Origin of the sequence: Pseudomonas sp. AM4(2022), assembly GCF_036346515.1 — a bacterium.
GTDB classification, from domain to species: Bacteria; Pseudomonadota; Gammaproteobacteria; order Pseudomonadales; family Pseudomonadaceae; genus Aquipseudomonas; species Aquipseudomonas paracarnis.
On record NZ_JAOTNW010000011.1, the window covers coordinates 177,614 to 193,895 of the forward strand.

14 protein-coding genes are annotated in these 16,282 nt (G+C 59.3%); 8 read left to right on the plus strand and 6 right to left on the minus strand.

Features of this window, described 5'->3' with window-relative positions; translation table 11 throughout:
* Positions 1-100 precede the first annotated feature (100 nt).
* From ODQ19_RS17165 to ODQ19_RS17180, 4 genes are all read right to left on the minus strand, one after another.
* Positions 101-1,054, minus strand: coding sequence for a hypothetical protein (locus ODQ19_RS17165; protein ID WP_116666041.1), 954 nt, complete (start codon positions 1,052-1,054; stop codon positions 101-103).
* A 20-nt stretch (positions 1,055-1,074) separates the two neighbouring features.
* Complete coding sequence (locus tag ODQ19_RS17170; RefSeq protein WP_019817246.1) at positions 1,075-2,790, minus strand: proline--tRNA ligase; 1,716 nt, start codon at positions 2,788-2,790, stop codon at positions 1,075-1,077.
* A 185-nt stretch (positions 2,791-2,975) separates the two neighbouring features.
* Entirely contained in the window at positions 2,976-4,508 is a 1,533-nt protein-coding gene (locus ODQ19_RS17175) for an AmpG family muropeptide MFS transporter (RefSeq protein WP_330210705.1), read from the minus strand.
* 43 nt (positions 4,509-4,551) lie between these two features.
* Positions 4,552-4,866 (minus strand): MGMT family protein, encoded by a 315-nt coding sequence (locus ODQ19_RS17180; protein ID WP_232910479.1) that lies wholly within the window; start codon positions 4,864-4,866, stop codon positions 4,552-4,554.
* Between the two features lie 194 nt (positions 4,867-5,060).
* Between ODQ19_RS17180 and ODQ19_RS17185 the strand changes: the two genes are divergently transcribed.
* The 5 genes from ODQ19_RS17185 to groL all read left to right on the plus strand — a co-directional run bounded on the left by ODQ19_RS17185 (position 5,061) and on the right by groL (position 9,684).
* Positions 5,061-6,068, plus strand: a complete 1,008-nt coding sequence (locus tag ODQ19_RS17185) for a DUF481 domain-containing protein (RefSeq protein WP_032879652.1) — start codon at positions 5,061-5,063, stop codon at positions 6,066-6,068.
* Between the two features lie 103 nt (positions 6,069-6,171).
* On the plus strand, positions 6,172-6,903 hold the full coding sequence (locus ODQ19_RS17190; protein ID WP_330210706.1) for a HugZ family pyridoxamine 5'-phosphate oxidase: 732 nt from the start codon (positions 6,172-6,174) through the stop codon (positions 6,901-6,903).
* Between the two features lie 66 nt (positions 6,904-6,969).
* Positions 6,970-7,446 (plus strand): FxsA family protein, encoded by a 477-nt coding sequence (locus tag ODQ19_RS17195; RefSeq protein WP_330210707.1) that lies wholly within the window; start codon positions 6,970-6,972, stop codon positions 7,444-7,446.
* 247 nt (positions 7,447-7,693) lie between these two features.
* The gene (locus tag ODQ19_RS17200; protein ID WP_003193940.1) at positions 7,694-7,987 is read left to right on the plus strand and encodes a co-chaperone GroES; all 294 of its coding nucleotides are present in this window, start codon (positions 7,694-7,696) and stop codon (positions 7,985-7,987) included.
* Between the two features lie 50 nt (positions 7,988-8,037).
* Positions 8,038-9,684, plus strand: coding sequence for a chaperonin GroEL (groL, locus tag ODQ19_RS17205; RefSeq protein WP_003193939.1), 1,647 nt, complete (start codon positions 8,038-8,040; stop codon positions 9,682-9,684).
* An 844-nt stretch (positions 9,685-10,528) separates the two neighbouring features.
* Here the strand turns inward: groL and ODQ19_RS17210 are convergent.
* Positions 10,529-11,254 (minus strand): phosphatase PAP2 family protein, encoded by a 726-nt coding sequence (locus ODQ19_RS17210; protein WP_330210708.1) that lies wholly within the window; start codon positions 11,252-11,254, stop codon positions 10,529-10,531.
* A 50-nt stretch (positions 11,255-11,304) separates the two neighbouring features.
* A complete protein-coding gene (locus ODQ19_RS17215; protein ID WP_330210709.1) occupies positions 11,305-13,254 on the minus strand; it encodes an LTA synthase family protein in 1,950 nt (649 codons plus the stop codon).
* 201 nt (positions 13,255-13,455) lie between these two features.
* Here ODQ19_RS17215 and colR point away from each other — a divergent pair, with 201 nt between their 5' ends.
* The 3 genes from colR (at position 13,456) to ODQ19_RS17230 (ending at position 16,278) form a co-directional block, all read left to right on the plus strand.
* On the plus strand, positions 13,456-14,139 hold the full coding sequence (gene colR / locus ODQ19_RS17220) for a two-component system response regulator ColR (RefSeq protein ID WP_003193936.1): 684 nt from the start codon (positions 13,456-13,458) through the stop codon (positions 14,137-14,139).
* Positions 14,129-15,409 (plus strand): sensor histidine kinase, encoded by a 1,281-nt coding sequence (locus ODQ19_RS17225; protein ID WP_330210710.1) that lies wholly within the window; start codon positions 14,129-14,131, stop codon positions 15,407-15,409. The genes colR and ODQ19_RS17225 overlap by 11 nt, the downstream gene beginning before the upstream one ends.
* A gap of 188 nt (positions 15,410-15,597) precedes the next feature.
* The gene (locus ODQ19_RS17230; RefSeq protein WP_003193934.1) at positions 15,598-16,278 is read left to right on the plus strand and encodes a class I SAM-dependent methyltransferase; all 681 of its coding nucleotides are present in this window, start codon (positions 15,598-15,600) and stop codon (positions 16,276-16,278) included.
* The last annotated feature ends 4 nt before the right edge of the window (positions 16,279-16,282 follow it).

Consider the following 16,282-nt stretch of genomic DNA (forward strand, 5'->3'; position numbering starts at 1 on the left):
GCCTGCGATAGCGGAGCGTCAGTCACGAACGTTGTAACTGATACACCGCTATCGCAGGCAAGCCAGCTCCCACCGTTTGATCTTCACAGGTATTGAGCGATTAGCGTGCGCCTGGATCCGCCACCAACCGCCCTGCATCCTTGGTCAACGCCTGCACAAACTCCTGCTGCAATTCCGGATCATTGCGGGTCAGCTCGATCAGGCTTTGTTCCAGTTCGCTGGCTTCTTCTTCCAGGCCCAGCTCCGACAGGCGTTTGACTCGGTGCACCCACTGGTTCACTTCGTCATCTTCCAGGTCGTCGTAGATCAGGGCATGGGCTTCGAGCAACTTGCTGCGCAGCGTGTTGCTGACCGCCAGGGTCGAGTCGGTATGCACGTCGTCCTGGCCATCCTCCACACTGATTTTCAGCGTGGTGACGCGGTTCAGGTCCTGCTCGGCAAAGGGGCTGTCCAACAGGTTCAGGCGCAGTATGCCGTTACGGTCGGTGGTCAGCTCGTGGGTCTGCTTGCCGGCGGTGACTTGTACCGGGCGCTCGCTCCAGGGCAGGCTCGAATACTCCAGGCGCTTGTCACGCTGGACTTCATCGATAGCCGCCAGGTTCTGTTGCGCACGGCCGTGGGATTGCACGTTCATGAACGGGTTGATGCCGTCCACGCCGTAGCTCAGCCAGTCACGGGTCACGCTCGTGGGCAGGTTGCCGAGGGCGAAGATATTCGCCACGTTGGCACCCACGCCCGCTACCAGCGCCACGGCACCCAGGGGCATCTCATAGAGTTTGCGCCAGGGCTGGTAGGGTGTGTAGCGGTCGTAACGACGGGTGACTTCGAATTCGGTGACCTCGAAGGTCTTCTGCTCATGAATGCGAACCCGGCGTTGCGGCAGCTCCAGCACTTTAGGCTCGCCTACATCGATCTGCAGGCTGTGGTCGAGCAACTTACGCTCGACCCGCTCCTCGTGCTCGCTGCGTTGCGACATCTGATTGGCGCAGCCGCTGACCAGCAGGGCGCCGCACAAGGCGGCGCCCCCCAGGGCTCTGGTGTTTCGCTTGAACATGACTTCTCTTGATCTGGTTTTCAGCGACGAATACGCGCCTGGAGGAAAGACAGCACGTCAGCCACCGGCAACGGTTGAGCTTCGGCTTCGGTCCGGCTCTTGTATTCCAGATTGCCATCAGCCAGGCCGCGGTCACTGACCACAATCCGGTGCGGGATGCCAATCAGTTCCATGTCGGCGAACTTGATGCCCGGGCTGGTTTTCTTGTCCCGATCATCGAGCAGCACTTCAAAACCGGCAGCGGTGAGTTCCGCGTACAGCTTGTCGGTGGCTTCGCGTACTTGCTCGGTTTCATAGCGCAGTGGCACCAGGGCCACCTGGAACGGCGCCAGGGCGTCACTCCAGATGATGCCTTTCTCGTCGTTGTTCTGCTCGATGGCAGCGGCAACCACGCGGGACACGCCAATGCCGTAGCAGCCCATGTCCAGGGTGATCGGCTTGCCGTTCTCGCCCAGCACTTCGCACTTCATCGCCTTGCTGTACTTGTTGCCCAGCTGGAAGATGTGCCCGACTTCGATGCCGCGCTTGATCTCCAGGGTGCCCTTGCCATCCGGGCTCGGGTCGCCGGCCACGACGTTGCGCAGGTCGGCCACGGTCGGAACCGGCAGGTCACGCTCCCAGTTCACGCCGAAGTAGTGCTTGTCGTCGATGTTGGCGCCGATACCGAAGTCGCTCATCAGCTCCACCGAACGGTCGATGATGATCGGCAGTGGCAGGTTCAGCGGGCCGAGGGAACCGGCACCGGCGCCAATGGCGTCGCGCAGTTCGGCATCGGTGGCCATGACCAGCGGGCTGGCTACGCCAGGCTGGTTGGCGGCCTTGATTTCGTTGAGCTCGTGGTCGCCACGGATCACCAGGGCGATCAGCTTGCCTTCTTCTTCAGCGCGCACGATCAGGGTCTTGATGGTCTTTTCAATCGGCAGATTGAATTTCTCCACCAGCGCCGCGATGGTCTTGGTGTCTGGCGTGTCGACCAGGCGCAGTTCCTCGGTGGGAGCTGGGCGCGAGGTTTCACGTGGTATGGCTTCGGCCTTCTCGATGTTCGCCGCGTAGTCGGAACCGTTGCTGAACACGATATCGTCTTCGCCAGACTCGGCCAGCACGTGGAATTCGTGGGAGCCGGCACCGCCGATTGAGCCATTGTCCGCTTCAACCGGGCGGAACTTCAGGCCCAGGCGCGTGAACACGTTGCAGTAGGCCTGGTGCATGCGGTCGTAGGTCGCTTGCAGGGAAGCCTGGTCGGCGTGGAACGAATAGGCGTCCTTCATGATGAACTCGCGCCCACGCATCAAGCCGAAGCGTGGGCGGATCTCATCACGGAACTTGGTCTGGATCTGATACAGGTTGAGCGGCAACTGCTTATAGCTGCTCAACTCGTTGCGCATCAGGTCGGTGATGACTTCTTCATGGGTCGGGCCGGCGCAGAAATCGCGGCCATGACGGTCTTTAAAGCGCAGCAACTCAGGGCCGTACTCTTCCCAGCGCCCGGATTCCTGCCACAACTCAGCCGGTTGGGTGCTCGGCATCAACACTTCCAGAGAGCCGGCAGCGTTCATTTCTTCACGAACGATGGCTTCGACCTTGCGCATCACCTTCAAGCCCATGGGCAACCAGGTGTACAGGCCCGAGGCCAGTTTGCGGATCATGCCGGCGCGCAGCATCAACTGATGGCTGATCACAACCGCGTCGGAAGGCGTTTCTTTCTGTGTGGCGAGCAAATATTGACTGGTACGCATGGTAGGCCGTTGTCGGTTGCTTGGACTTGAAATGACTTGGGATTGTACGGGCGCAGAGTGCTGGAGTACAGGTATCAGAATGCAGAGGGGTCTGTGGGAGCGGGCTTGCTCGCGAATGCGGCGTGTCAGCCTCCGAGTCTTGGACTGACCCACCGCATTCGCGAGCAAGCCCGCTCCCACATGTATCAGTCTTCCTGCGGGGGATTCAGTCGGGCGCGGCGGTTCTCCTGAAACCAATGCAACGCAATCAGAAGCAGCGTCGGCACGCCCATCAGGCAGGTGATCATAAAGAAGTTGTGGTAACCGAACTTCTCCACCATCACCCCTGAATAGCCGCCGATCAGGCGTGGCAGCAACAGCATGATCGAGCTGAGCAACGCATATTGGGTGGCGGAGAATTTGAGGTTGGTGAGGCTCGACAGGTAAGCCACGAACGCTGAGGTAGCCATGCCCGAACTGAAGTTGTCCAGGGAGATGGTCACAATCAGCATCTGCAGGTCAGGGCCCATGTCGGCGAGCATCACGAACAACAGGTTGGTGCCGGCCGAGGCCACGCCGCCGATGAACAGGATCGGCAGTATCCCGAACCGCACAATCAACAGGCCGCCCATGCCGGCGCCGAGCAGGGTCATGATCAGGCCGAAGATCTTGCTCACCCCGGCGATCTGGTCCTTGGTGAAACCCTGGTCGATATAGAACACGTTGGCCATGACGCCCATCACCGTGTCGGACATGCGATAGGTCGCAATCAGCCCGAGCAGCAGCAGCGCCTGCCAACGATAGCGCAGGATAAAGTCGTTGACCGGCGTCAGCACCGGCGCCAGGCCCCGGCGGCCCATGGCCGAAAGGCACAGGGTGGTGAGGAGGATATAAAGGATGGCGCGCAGGAACGCGCGGTCTTCCATCAGCAGTTCCCACAGGCTCACGCCCTGGAACAGCACGCTGGCGAAGTCGGTGTTGTACAGCTGGGTGAACATCGCCGGCACCGACACCAACAGTACGATCAGTACAAACACCGATACCAGTTGGTGCACGAAGCTGTAGCGCCCGGCCTGTAACTGGGTGCGCAGTGGCACATCAGGTTCACGCATGAGGAAGGTGGTGAGCAACGCCGGAACCATCAACACGCCGAACAGCACGTAGGTGCCGGTCCAGGCCGAGTGTTTATAGTTGAAACCGGTGGAACCGAAGCCTTCGGCAAAGAACAGCGCGCCGGCGGTGGCCAATAGCGCGGCGATGCGATAACCGGACATGTAGCTTGCTGCCAGGGCGGCCTGACGGCTGTCGTCGGCAATTTCCAGGCGGTAGGCATCCACGGCGATGTCTTGGGTGGCCGACGCGAAGGCGACGATCACCGCGATGGCGATCAACCAGGACAAGTGTTTTTGCGGATCGCAAAAGCCCATGCCGATCAATCCGAGGATCACCAGCGACTGGGCCAGCACCAGCCAGGAGCGACGACGCCCCAGCTTGCCGAGCAGTGGTAGGCGCCACTGGTCGAGCAATGGCGACCAGACCCATTTAAACGCGTAGGCCAGGCCGATCAGGCTTGCATAGCCGATGGTCTCGCGGGCCACACCGGCCTCGCGCAGCCACACGGAAAGCGTCGAGAACACCAACATGTAAGGCATGCCGGCGGCGAAGCCGAGCAACAACAGCACTAATGTCGAGGGGCTGGCATAGGCGGCGAGCGCGGCGCGCCAGGTTTTACGGGGCATGGGCTGGAGTCTGCCTCAGGTTTGCGGAAACAAAGCGCGCACTCTAACCGCTGTGCTCTACCGGACGCCAGCCATGGCGCTGAATATCAACACGATTGTTCAGGATAGTGACGCCTTCGCTACGTAAACGCGCACGTTGTTCGTCGCCCGAGGCGCTGCCCACCGGCAAACTTATCCGACCACCGGCGCCCAGCACCCGATGCCAGGGTAATCGAGTGTCTTCGGGCAACTGGCTCAGGGTGCGCCCGACCCATCGGGCGGCACGACCCAGGCCCGCCAGGTGAGCCAGCTCGCCATAGCTCACCACGCAGCCTTCGGGCACTTGCGACAAGGTCAGGTACAGCGCGGTACGCCGCATTTCGGCGGGGCTTTGCGGCGTATCGGCGGGTGGCTTCACTATGGGGATATCCGTTGAGATCGTCGCGGTTTTGTCAGAAACGTCTGTAAACATGACGATGAGTATTGAACTCAATATAAATCCTTGAGTCAGTTCTAGCCATGTAACACTATAACGCCCCTATTTTTTGCCACCCCTGAGCCCCGTATCTGCTTATGTTGTCCAGAACCCTGTTGTGCCTTGCTGTTTTCAGTGCTTCCACACCCTTGCTCGCCGATACCGTCTGGTTGAAAAACGGCGACCGGCTGACCGGCAAGATCAAAGTCTTCGACGGTGGCAAACTGCTGATCCAAACCACCTACGCGGGCTCGATCCCGGTGGACTGGAAGCAGGTCAAGACCCTGGAAAGCGATCAGGAGTTGCTGGTCAAGCAGGACGCCTACAGCGGCGAAAAGGCCAAGTCGTTGCAGGCGTCGGATGACGGCAAGGTGGTGCTGGCCAATGGCGAGGCACCCAAGACGGTCGACCTCGCAAGCATCCAACAGATCATGAAGCCCAAGCCAGTGATCGAAGACCTGGTGTGGAAGGGCAACGTCGACCTGGCGCTGGACTACAAGCGTGCCGACAAAGACACCAACGATTACGACATCGACTTCAAGACCTCGGCCCGTCATGGCCAATGGCGTCATACGGGCAAGGGCGAATACAACCGCGAGTTCCAGGACGACGTTACCACCACCGATAACTGGGCGCTGGAGTACAACCTGGACCGCTTCATCACCGAGCACTGGTTCTGGCAGGGCCGCCTGACCTACAAGCGCGACAAGGTCGAAGACCTGGCCCGTCAGCGCGTTGTCGGTACCGGCCCGGGCTATCAGTTCTGGGACGATGAACTGGGCGCGTTCTCCCTCGGTTCGCTGGTCAACCGCACCGATTACGAATACGCCGACGGCGGCAAGGACAACTTCTATTCCCTGGCCATGAAGTGGAACTACAACCGCTACCTGGTGGGCAAGACCGTCGAGTTCTTCACCAACGGCGAATTGGGCAAACCCCTTGCCGGGCCGTCCGAGTATTCCCTGGATGCGGAAATGGGCCTGCGCTACAAGGTTACCGAATGGGCCTCGCTCAACTTGAAGGCTGAGCGCAACGAGGTCAGCGGCAGTTCCGAGAGCAGCCTGAGCAAGACTCGCTACACCGCAGGCTTTGGTGTGGCCTGGTAAAAGCTGCGTCGGCCACTCTGGCAACCTGCGCGGATATTGATTACCTTGTGTTGAGATCCATTCCCATATGCCATGGGCGGCGGAACACCCGAGGAGTCATACGTTGAGCGCGCACGTTGCCAAGAACGCCCGAGAGCTGTTGCTCAAGGAATACCGTGGGGCTTTGGCCACACAGTCAAAAGCCATGCCCGGTTTTCCCTTCGGCTCGGTCGTGCCCTACTGCCTCGACGAGCAGGGCCGCCCGCTGATCCTGATCAGCCGCATTGCCCAGCACACCCATAACCTGCAAAAAGATCCCAAGTGCTCATTGCTGGTGGGTGAGCGCGAGGCCGATGATGTGCAAGCCGTCGGGCGCCTGACCTACCTGGCCGAAGCCGAGAAGCTGGAAGACCCCGCCGCCATTGAAGCGGCCGCCGAGCGTTACTACCGCTACTTCCCCGATTCGGCCAACTACCACAAGGCCCATGATTTCGATTTCTGGGTGCTCAAACCGGTGCGTCACCGTTATATCGGAGGGTTTGGCGCGATTCATTGGGTCGACCAGTTGACCTTGGCCAACCCGTTTGCGGGCCAGGCCGAACGCAGCATGATCGAGCACATGAACAGCGATCACACCAAGGCCATCGCCCATTACGTCGAGCTTGGCGGCTTGCCCACCACCGAGCCTGCACAGTTGGCCGGTATCGACAGTGAAGGCATGCACCTGCGCATTGGCCAATCGTTACATTGGCTAGGGTTTGCCGAGCCTTGCAATACGCCGACACAAGTGCGCGAAGCCCTGGTTTCATTGGCGCACGCTGAAGTCTGGCCGAAAAAAAACGCGGCTACTGCTTGAATTCACACAACGGCGACGTCATCTAAGGTGAACTGGCAAGGCATTCTTGCGTTGAGGAACCATTTGATGCGCCCTTTTTTATTGCTCTTTCTGCTGTTCCCGGTGCTGGAGCTGTTCGTATTCGTTAAAGTCAGCGGTGCGATCGGGTTTTTCCCGGCGCTGTTGCTGATCATCGTAGGCTCCATGCTCGGCGTCCTGGTGCTGCGTGTCGCCGGCCTGGCGACCGCACTGCGTGCCCGTGAAAGCCTGAACCGCGGCGAACTGCCGGCCCAGACCATGCTTGAGGGCCTGATGATGGCCCTGGCCGGTGGCTTGCTGATCCTGCCGGGCTTTATCAGCGACGTGCTCGGCCTGGTCCTGCTGCTGCCGTTTACCCGCAAACTGCTGGCCGGCAAGATGCGCCAGCGCGCCGAAGAGGCGGCGATTCGCCAACGCGCGTTTGCCGACGACCTGCAACCCCGTGGCGGCCCGGCCCCGCGCCAACCCCTGGGGCGTGAGGGTGATGTGATCGAAGGCGAATTCGAACACCGCGACCCTAAGTAAACGCTTCACTGGCACGGCACCTTCGGGTGCCGTGTTGCATTTACCCTTGAGCCGACACAAAAAAATTCATCCCCGGCCCCTTGTAATAAGCCTGGGCGCCCTTATGTAACGGTCACCGCAAGGTTTCTGGTGGTGACATCAGACAGACTTCCGCGTCTCGCCCCGCGAGCCGCGACCGGCACCGCCGGAATTTAACCCGCCGGAATTGATACCGGCCGATGAAAAACACAATTAGGAGAGATCGACAATGAAGCTTCGTCCTCTGCACGACCGCGTCGTAATCCGTCGCAGCGAAGAAGAAAAGAAAACCGCTGGCGGGATCGTTCTGCCAGGTTCGGCTGCTGAAAAAGCCAACCACGGTGTAATCGTCGCTGCGGGCCCAGGCAAAACCCTGGAGAACGGTGATGTACGCGCACTGGCCGTGAAAGTGGGTGACAAGGTTGTTTTCGGCCCTTACTCCGGCAGCAACACTGTGAAAGTAGACGGCGAAGACCTGCTGGTAATGGCTGAGAACGAAATTCTCGCCGTTCTGGAAGACTGATTTCCTCGCTCATTTTCCCGTTACTACAAAGTATTTAAGGAATATCGATCATGGCTGCTAAAGAAGTTAAATTCGGCGACTCCGCCCGCAAGAAAATGCTCACTGGCGTCAACGTACTGGCTGACGCAGTAAAAGCGACCTTGGGCCCGAAAGGCCGTAACGTGATCATCGAGAAGAGCTTCGGCGCTCCGACCATCACCAAGGACGGCGTTTCCGTAGCAAAAGAAATCGAACTGGAAGACCGTTTCGAAAACATGGGCGCGCAGCTGGTCAAAGACGTTGCCTCCCGTGCCAACGATGACGCAGGTGACGGTACTACCACCGCTACCGTACTGGCTCAGGCTATCGTCAACGAGGGCTACAAGGCCGTCGCTGCCGGCATGAACCCTATGGACCTCAAGCGTGGCATCGACAAGGCGACCATCGCCATCGTTGCCGAGCTGAAAAACCTGTCCAAGCCATGTGCAGATACCAAGGCCATCGCTCAGGTAGGCACCATCTCCGCCAACTCCGACAGCTCCATCGGTGACATCATTGCCGAAGCCATGGAAAAAGTCGGTAAAGAAGGCGTGATCACCGTTGAAGAAGGCTCGGGCCTGGAAAACGAACTGTCGGTTGTAGAAGGCATGCAGTTCGACCGTGGCTACCTGTCCCCGTACTTCGTCAACAAGCCAGAGACCATGGTTGCCGAGCTGGACAGCCCGCTGATCCTGCTGGTCGACAAGAAGATCTCCAACATTCGCGAAATGCTGCCAGTACTGGAAGCCGTTGCCAAAGCCGGCCGTCCATTGCTGATCGTTTCCGAAGACGTTGAAGGCGAAGCCCTGGCGACCCTGGTTGTGAACAACATGCGTGGCATCGTCAAGGTTGCAGCCGTCAAGGCTCCAGGCTTCGGCGACCGTCGCAAGGCCATGCTGCAGGACATCGCCGTATTGACTGGCGGTACCGTTATCTCCGAAGAGATCGGCCTGAGCCTGGAAAGCGCCACCCTGGAAAACCTGGGTAGCGCCAAGCGCGTGACCATCTCCAAGGAAAACACCATCATCGTTGACGGTGCTGGCGTTGAAGGCGACATCGAGTCCCGCATCGCGCAGATCCGTGCCCAGGTTGCTGAAACCTCCTCGGACTACGACCGTGAAAAACTGCAAGAGCGCCTGGCCAAGCTGTCCGGCGGCGTTGCAGTGATCAAGGTTGGCGCTGGCTCCGAAGTTGAAATGAAAGAGAAGAAGGCCCGCGTTGAAGACGCCTTGCACGCAACCCGTGCAGCCGTCGAAGAAGGCGTGGTACCTGGCGGTGGCGTTGCGCTGATCCGTGCTCTGGAAGCCCTGACCAACCTGACCGGCGACAATGCCGACCAGAACGTTGGTATCGCTGTGCTGCGTCGTGCCGTTGAAGCACCGCTGCGCCAGATCGCTGCCAACTCCGGCGACGAGCCAAGCGTTGTGGTCAACGAAGTCAAGAACGGCAAAGGTAACTACGGTTACAACGCCGCGACTGGCGTCTACGGCGACATGATCGAAATGGGCATCCTGGATCCAACCAAGGTGACTCGTTCCGCGCTGCAAGCAGCAGCCTCCATCGGTGGTCTGATCCTGACCACCGAAGCTGCCATCGCTGACAAGCCGAAGGCTGAAGGCGCAGCTGGCGGCGGTATGCCAGACATGGGCGGCATGGGTGGCATGGGCGGCATGATGTAAGCCAGCCTTACCCGGCACTATAAAAAGCCCCGCCTGCAGTGATGCAGGCGGGGCTTTTTTATGAGCGGCAGTACCTACCCGACGGCGGCCTGACAGCCACGCTTATCTAACTGATGCGCCGCGGTCAAAATGTGGGAGCTGGCTTGCTTGCGAAGACGGCCTGCCAGCCTGCAGGAATGTTGGATCAGAGCGAGTTCATACCCGTTATTTAGGCAACGGCCATCTAGGGGGCCGCCCTGACGGCGGCTAACCCGGCATCCTGCCGGGTTACCCACGAATTCAAGCCTGCGTTCGGCCAGCGTGGTTGACAGGGTTGTGGTTGCCGTCGACCGCTGCAAAGTTGTGTCGATACTTATGGCCAATCGCAGCATAGGTATCTACACAACTTTGGGGCGACGCTGGACCTGTGGCGAGGGAGCTTGCTCCCGTGACGGCCTGACAGCCGACGCATCTCTACCTGACACCCCAGGATCCAAATGTGGGAGCTGGCTTGCCTGCGATGACGGCCTTCCAGCCGACACAGCTATACCGAGTACATATCCATTCCTGCGGTAACGGCCACTTAGGGTTCCGCCCGGACGGCGGCTCACTTTGCAAAAGCCGGGATGCCGGCCCAGGCCAAAGTAAGCAAAACGCTCTTGCCCCACCACTCGGCACCTCGCCTGGGCTCGGTGTGCCCGTAATCCGCCAGCGTGGTTTAACGGGGCGCCTAAGATCAAAAGCAGATCAAGATCAAGAGCGGCTCGCTTCGCATCGTGTTTACCGTTGAGCTTACAGAGTTATGTAGATACCTATGCCAATCGCAGGCAAGCCAGCTCCCACATTTGATCTTCGTTGCATTCGCTTAACTGGTCGGCATTACGGCTTGCCGTGCAGGCCGGTACAGCAACAAGCAATACAGCCCCAGGCAGATCAGCCAGCAAAAGATCGCTGTCCACACATTGTGGGAAAAGAAATGCGCCCCTTGCAGCATACGGCTGACTGAAAACACGCTGCCCAGGCTGACAGCAAAGATGAACGCGTAGCGCGCCAGCCGCGGCCGTCGATCCCGCAGCGCGAAGAACCAGGCGAACAAGGCAAACCCGGTGGCTGCATGCCCGCCGGGCCAGCAGCGGCCGGGTTTATCGGTCGGCGGGCGCGGGCTGAGCAGTTCGCTGTAGATTTCCTGGCCGCCGAATTCCTTGAGGCTCCAGGGGCATTGCACGGCGGTGATGGTTTTCAATGGCGACACGAACGCCGTCGCCATTCCCAGCGACAGCACCAGGCACACCAGTTCACGGCGGTACGGCTTGAGTCGCAGCAGGATGAAGCTGCCGACCAGGCCCAGAATCGCCAGCACCGAAAACAGGATCACCAGTTGCTTGGCACGGTCATGCAGGATGTCTTCAAGGAAGAAGCTATAGCGGCCAATGAAGCCGCCAGCCTCTGCGCTATAGAAATGCCTGGCCAGGTCCATGTCCAGTGACGTCAGCTCCAGCAACAGCAAGGCCACCGCAGCGCAGGCAGGCAGGCCCAGGCACAGCCAGAAATCAAGCGGTTTGGAAACCGGTAAAGAGGAGGGGGATTTCATCACGAACCTTGGTGAAAAAGCCCCGTGCTCACCTGCACGGTGCTTTTTGATTAGCGTTTGCTTAAGACTGGAGCCTCTTCCTTGGGCGCTTTCCAGCTCAGCAGTTGCTGTTTGTAGTCATAACTGGCGGCCTGGTAGTAGGTGATCGCCCGTTGAATCAAAGGGTCATCGCTACCGACGCGCAACTCCTGGCTCTCGCCCAGGGCCTGGTCATGGCGACGCAAGCCTTGGCGAGGGCTGAGGATTGCCAGGTCCTTGCCATCGAACAGACCCAGGTGCTGGTAGTTGCCCACCACTACCCGTGGAGGCAATGGGTTGTCCTGCAGCAGGTTGCGACCGAAGAATGTCGATTCGTAGCTCAGGTTGAGCAGGCCCAGCAAGGTCGGCGCCAGGTCGATCTGGCTGGCCAGTTGGGCGGATTCCCGTGCGTCGATCAGCTTGGGGGCGTAGATAAACAGCGGGATCTGGTAGTTGGTGATAGGCAGGTCTTCTTTGCCCGCACTGCCGGCGGTGTGGTCGGCGACGAACACGAAAATCGTATTATCGAACCAAGGCTTCTGACGTGCAGCTGCGAGGAACTGGCCGATGGCGTAGTCGGTGTATTTCACCGCGCCGTCGCGGCCCTTGCCGGACTTGATGTCGATACGCCCGTCCGGGTAGGTGTAGGGACGATGATTGGAGGTGGTCATCAATTGCAGCAAGAACGGCTGTTGCTTGGCGTAGTCGGCGTCGGCCAGTTTCAAGGTCTGTTTGAACAGGTCTTCGTCGGCCATGCCCCAGGCGTTTTTGAATGAGATTTCTGACTCAGGCACGCTGCTCTGGTCCACCACCCGATAACCGTTGCCGCTGAAGAACGCGTTCATATTGTCGAAGTAACCGCGCCCGCCATAGACAAACACGCTGTCATAACCGATGGCCGAGAGTTGTTGCCCCAGGCTGGCGAACCCGCTTTCGCGGCCGATGCGCTTGACGATCGAGCGCCCCGGCGTCGGTGGAATTGCCAGGGTAATGGCTTCCAGGCCGCGGTCGGTGCGCGTACCGGTGGCATAGAAGTTATTGAAGTACAGACTCTGTTGGCGCAATGCATCGAGGTTGGGCGTGAGGTTGCGCGCATCGCCATTGCTGCCCATGTACTTGGCGCTGAAGCTCTCGATGGTCACCAGTACGATGTTGGGTTTGCGCAGTGTGCCGGGGTTGGTGATGGCACGGCGAATATCCAGCGGGTCCGGGTTGATAAAGCGGGCGTTGGGTTCACTGAGTTCGGCGCGCAACTGCTTGGCGACGACGTCGGTCGGCAGGCTTTTGTAGAACTGGGTGTAGTCCAGTTCGTTGTTACGGAACGCGGCAAAGAACTGATAGGGGCCGTTGCTGGCCAATTCGTTGTTGTACGCGTTGCCGCCTTGGGTGCGTGGGCTGTCTTGGCTGACCAGTTGCAGGCTGATGCCGGCGAGCACCAACAAGCCCAGGGCGTTGACCAAACGGCCACGCAGTGCAGGCAACGGCGCTGCCATTGCGGCATTGAAGGGTTTGCGCAGAGCCACGCTCAGAATCAGTGCAAGCATCGCCAGCAGGCTCAGCAGCTTGCCGATCGGGTAAGACTCCAGCAGGTTGTTCAGTACCTCATCGGAATACACCAGGTAATCGACGGCGATAAAGTTGAAGCGCACGCCAAACTCATCCCAGAACAACCATTCGGCCACCGAGGTGAACAGCATGGCGAACAGGCTGACGGTCAGCACCGCTTGCAGGAACCAGCGATGGCCACGGCGGCGCCACAAGGCAGGTGGGCAGAGCAGCAGATACAGGCCAAGCGGCAAGGCTGCATAGGCGAGGAAGGCCAGGTCGTAGAGCACACCCACGCCAAACACCGGCAGCAGGTTGCCTCCGACTTCATCCAGGTGAGTGATGAGCAGCACGCTACGGGTAAGCAGGAAAACCAATAACCAGGCACCGGTTATCAACAGCAAATAGCGCATTGGCGCTGTTTTGAAAAAACCCATGTCTAAGTTCCTTATATCAATGGGGGGCGATCTTCGTCCTGACACTGTAGTTAGTTTGTGAAGCTATAGTGAAAAACTTGTTCGGTTCTATAAACAGTTGAAAACCTTTATCAGCGGGGCTCTGCGCTCTATCCCTGAGCCCCGCTTGGCCTTAAGCTGCGCGAGCCAACACGGCCGTTACCGCGTACGGAGACACTGCCCATGCGAATTCTATTGGTTGAAGACAACCGCGATATCCTCGCCAACCTGGCCGACTACCTGGGGCTCAAAGGCTACACCGTGGACTGTGCGCAGGACGGTTTGTCGGGCCTGCACTTGGCGGCCACCGAGCATTACGACCTGATCGTGCTCGACATCATGCTGCCCGGCATCGATGGCTACACCCTGTGCAAGCGCCTGCGCGAAGACGCGCGCCGCGACACACCGGTGATCATGCTTACCGCTCGCGACCAATTGGACGACCGGCTGCAGGGCTTCAAGTCCGGCGCCGATGATTACCTGCTCAAGCCCTTCGCCTTGTCGGAACTGGCTGCGCGTATCGAAGCGGTGTTGCGCCGTGCCCAGGGCGGCGGGCGTCGTGCTCTACAAGTGGGTGACCTGAACTACGACCTCGATACGTTGGAAGTTACCCGCGAAGGGCGCCTGCTCAAGCTCAACCCCGTGGGCCTGAAACTGCTCGCCGTGCTGATGCAAAAAAGCCCACATGTTCTGCGCCGGGAAGTTCTCGAAGAAGCCCTGTGGGGCGACGACTGCCCGGACAGCGACAGCCTGCGCAGCCATGTTCACCAATTGCGCCAAGTGATCGACAAACCCTTCGCCAAGCCATTGCTGCAAACGGTACACGGTGTGGGTTATCGCCTGGCCGAGGGTCGTGATGGAGTTTAAGCAAAGCCTTGCCCAGCGGATCATCATCGCCTTCGCCTTGATGAGTGCGTTGGTGGCGGGGGCCTTCGCCATCGGCATCATTGCGACCGTGCACCTGGTGGAAGAGAAGTTGATCTCGGCGGGCTTGGGAGGCGACTTGCAACGCCTGCTGTTGATGGATAGCGTCGAAGACTGGAACCATCGGCCGGAGCCGGATCAGCTGTTTTATTTCAGCGGTGGGCGTGGCGATTTTGAGCTGCCCAAGGATCTGCGCCATCTGGACCCGGGGTTTCATGAGGTGTTTCGCGAGGCGCTGTCGTACCACGCCATGGTTGAAGTGGTCGATGGCCGGCGTTATGTGTTGCTGCAAGATCAGAGCGATTTCGAAGAACGTGAGCGCGTGCTGTTTGCGGTGGTGCTGGTGGGGTTCGTACTCAGCCTGGCGCTGGCGGCGTTCCTCGGCTGGGTGCTGGCCCGCAAGGTGATGGCGCCGGTGGTACGCCTGGCCCGCCAGGTCCGTCATCGTGACCAACTGTTGGGCCTGGCACCGCCCCTGGCGCCGGATTACGCCGCCGATGAAGTGGGCGAGCTGGCGGTGGCGTTCGACGCCACCCTCGGCCGTTTGCGCCAGGCGTTGTCACGTGAGCAATTGTTTACCAGCGATGTGAGCCATGAGTTGCGCACGCCCTTGATGGTCTTGGCCAGCTCCTGCGAACTGTTGCGCGAAAACCCGGCCATCGATCAGCGCGGTCGCAACCAGGTAGAGCGCATTGCCCGTGCCTGTGAAGAAATGCGCGAGCTGGTGCAGACTTTCCTGATGCTGGCCCGCGCCAAACACGACGACGCTGCCAGTTCCCCCCAAGGTAACCTCACCCAGGTGGCTGAAGACCTGCTCGGTATCTGGCGCGAGCCCATCGAGAAAAAAGGCCTGACGTTGGTCTACCTGCCAGGCAACCCCTTGGACACCTGCTACAACACCACCTTCTTGCATGCGGTGATGGGCAACCTGCTGCGCAATGCACTGCATTACACCGAGCAAGGGTTTATCCGCCTGACCCTGGAGCCCAGTGGTTTCACGGTGGAGGACTCCGGTGTCGGCATCCCTGAAGAGAAGCGCGAGGCGATGTTCGAGCCGTTCGTGCGCGGTAGCGAGAAACGTGGCGAGGGCCTTGGCCTCGGCCTGTCACTGGTGCAACGGATCTGCGAAAGCCAGGGCTGGAGCGTAAGCCTGAGCACTATGGAGCCCAATGGCTGCCGTTTTCACGTGGAGCTGAACCCAGTCAAAACCTGACCATTCAGTCTGTCGTTTTGCTGATGCAGACTGCGTGCTTTTCGGCGAAGATGGCCCGGTGCTACTGAATGTTTCTGTAAAGTCTTGAAATGTATGCAATTGGACAGGACAAGATTTTCACAACGAGTTGACCTCTTGATCACAGTTCGCTGCTTAAGGTCGTAGGCATCAGTTACTGGAGACGTAAGATGCCTTCCCCGATCAAGCTGGAATTTTCTGACAAGTACGACGATCAACACGCGCAGAAATATTTGCTCAAGCATCAGGACAATCTGGCTCGCCGGTTGTCCCACAAACGCGACGAGCAGTTGGCGCGCGGCGCATTGGCCATGGCCGGTGAGCCGGGCCTGGTGTTGGACCTGCCGTGTGGCGCTGGACGCTTCTGGCCGTTACTGGCCGAAAAACCCAACCGTGTGATTATCGGAGCTGACAATTCGGCGTCGATGTTGAAGATCGCCACCGCTGCCCAACCGGCTGAGGTGGTGAAACGGGTACGCCCTTTGCAGACGTCTGCCTTTGATATCGATTTGCCAGATAACTCCGTCGACAGTATTTTCTGCATGCGCTTGATGCACCACATCGGTGAGCCCGAGCACAGGCTGACAATACTGCGCGAGTTTCAACGTGTTACCCGTGACAGCGTAATTATTTCGCTGTGGGTAGACGGCAATTTCAAGGCCTGGAAGCGCAAGCGCAGCGAAGTACGTCGTCGTAAAAAAGGTGAGCAAGAAGGTTACCAAAACCGGTTTGTGTTACCGGCTGCTACTGTTGAGGCAGAATTCGAGCAGGCCGGTTTCCGTGTTCAGGAATCCCTGGACTTCATACCGCTCTACGCCATGTGGCGAGTGTATGTATTGCGCAAGAGGTAACAGG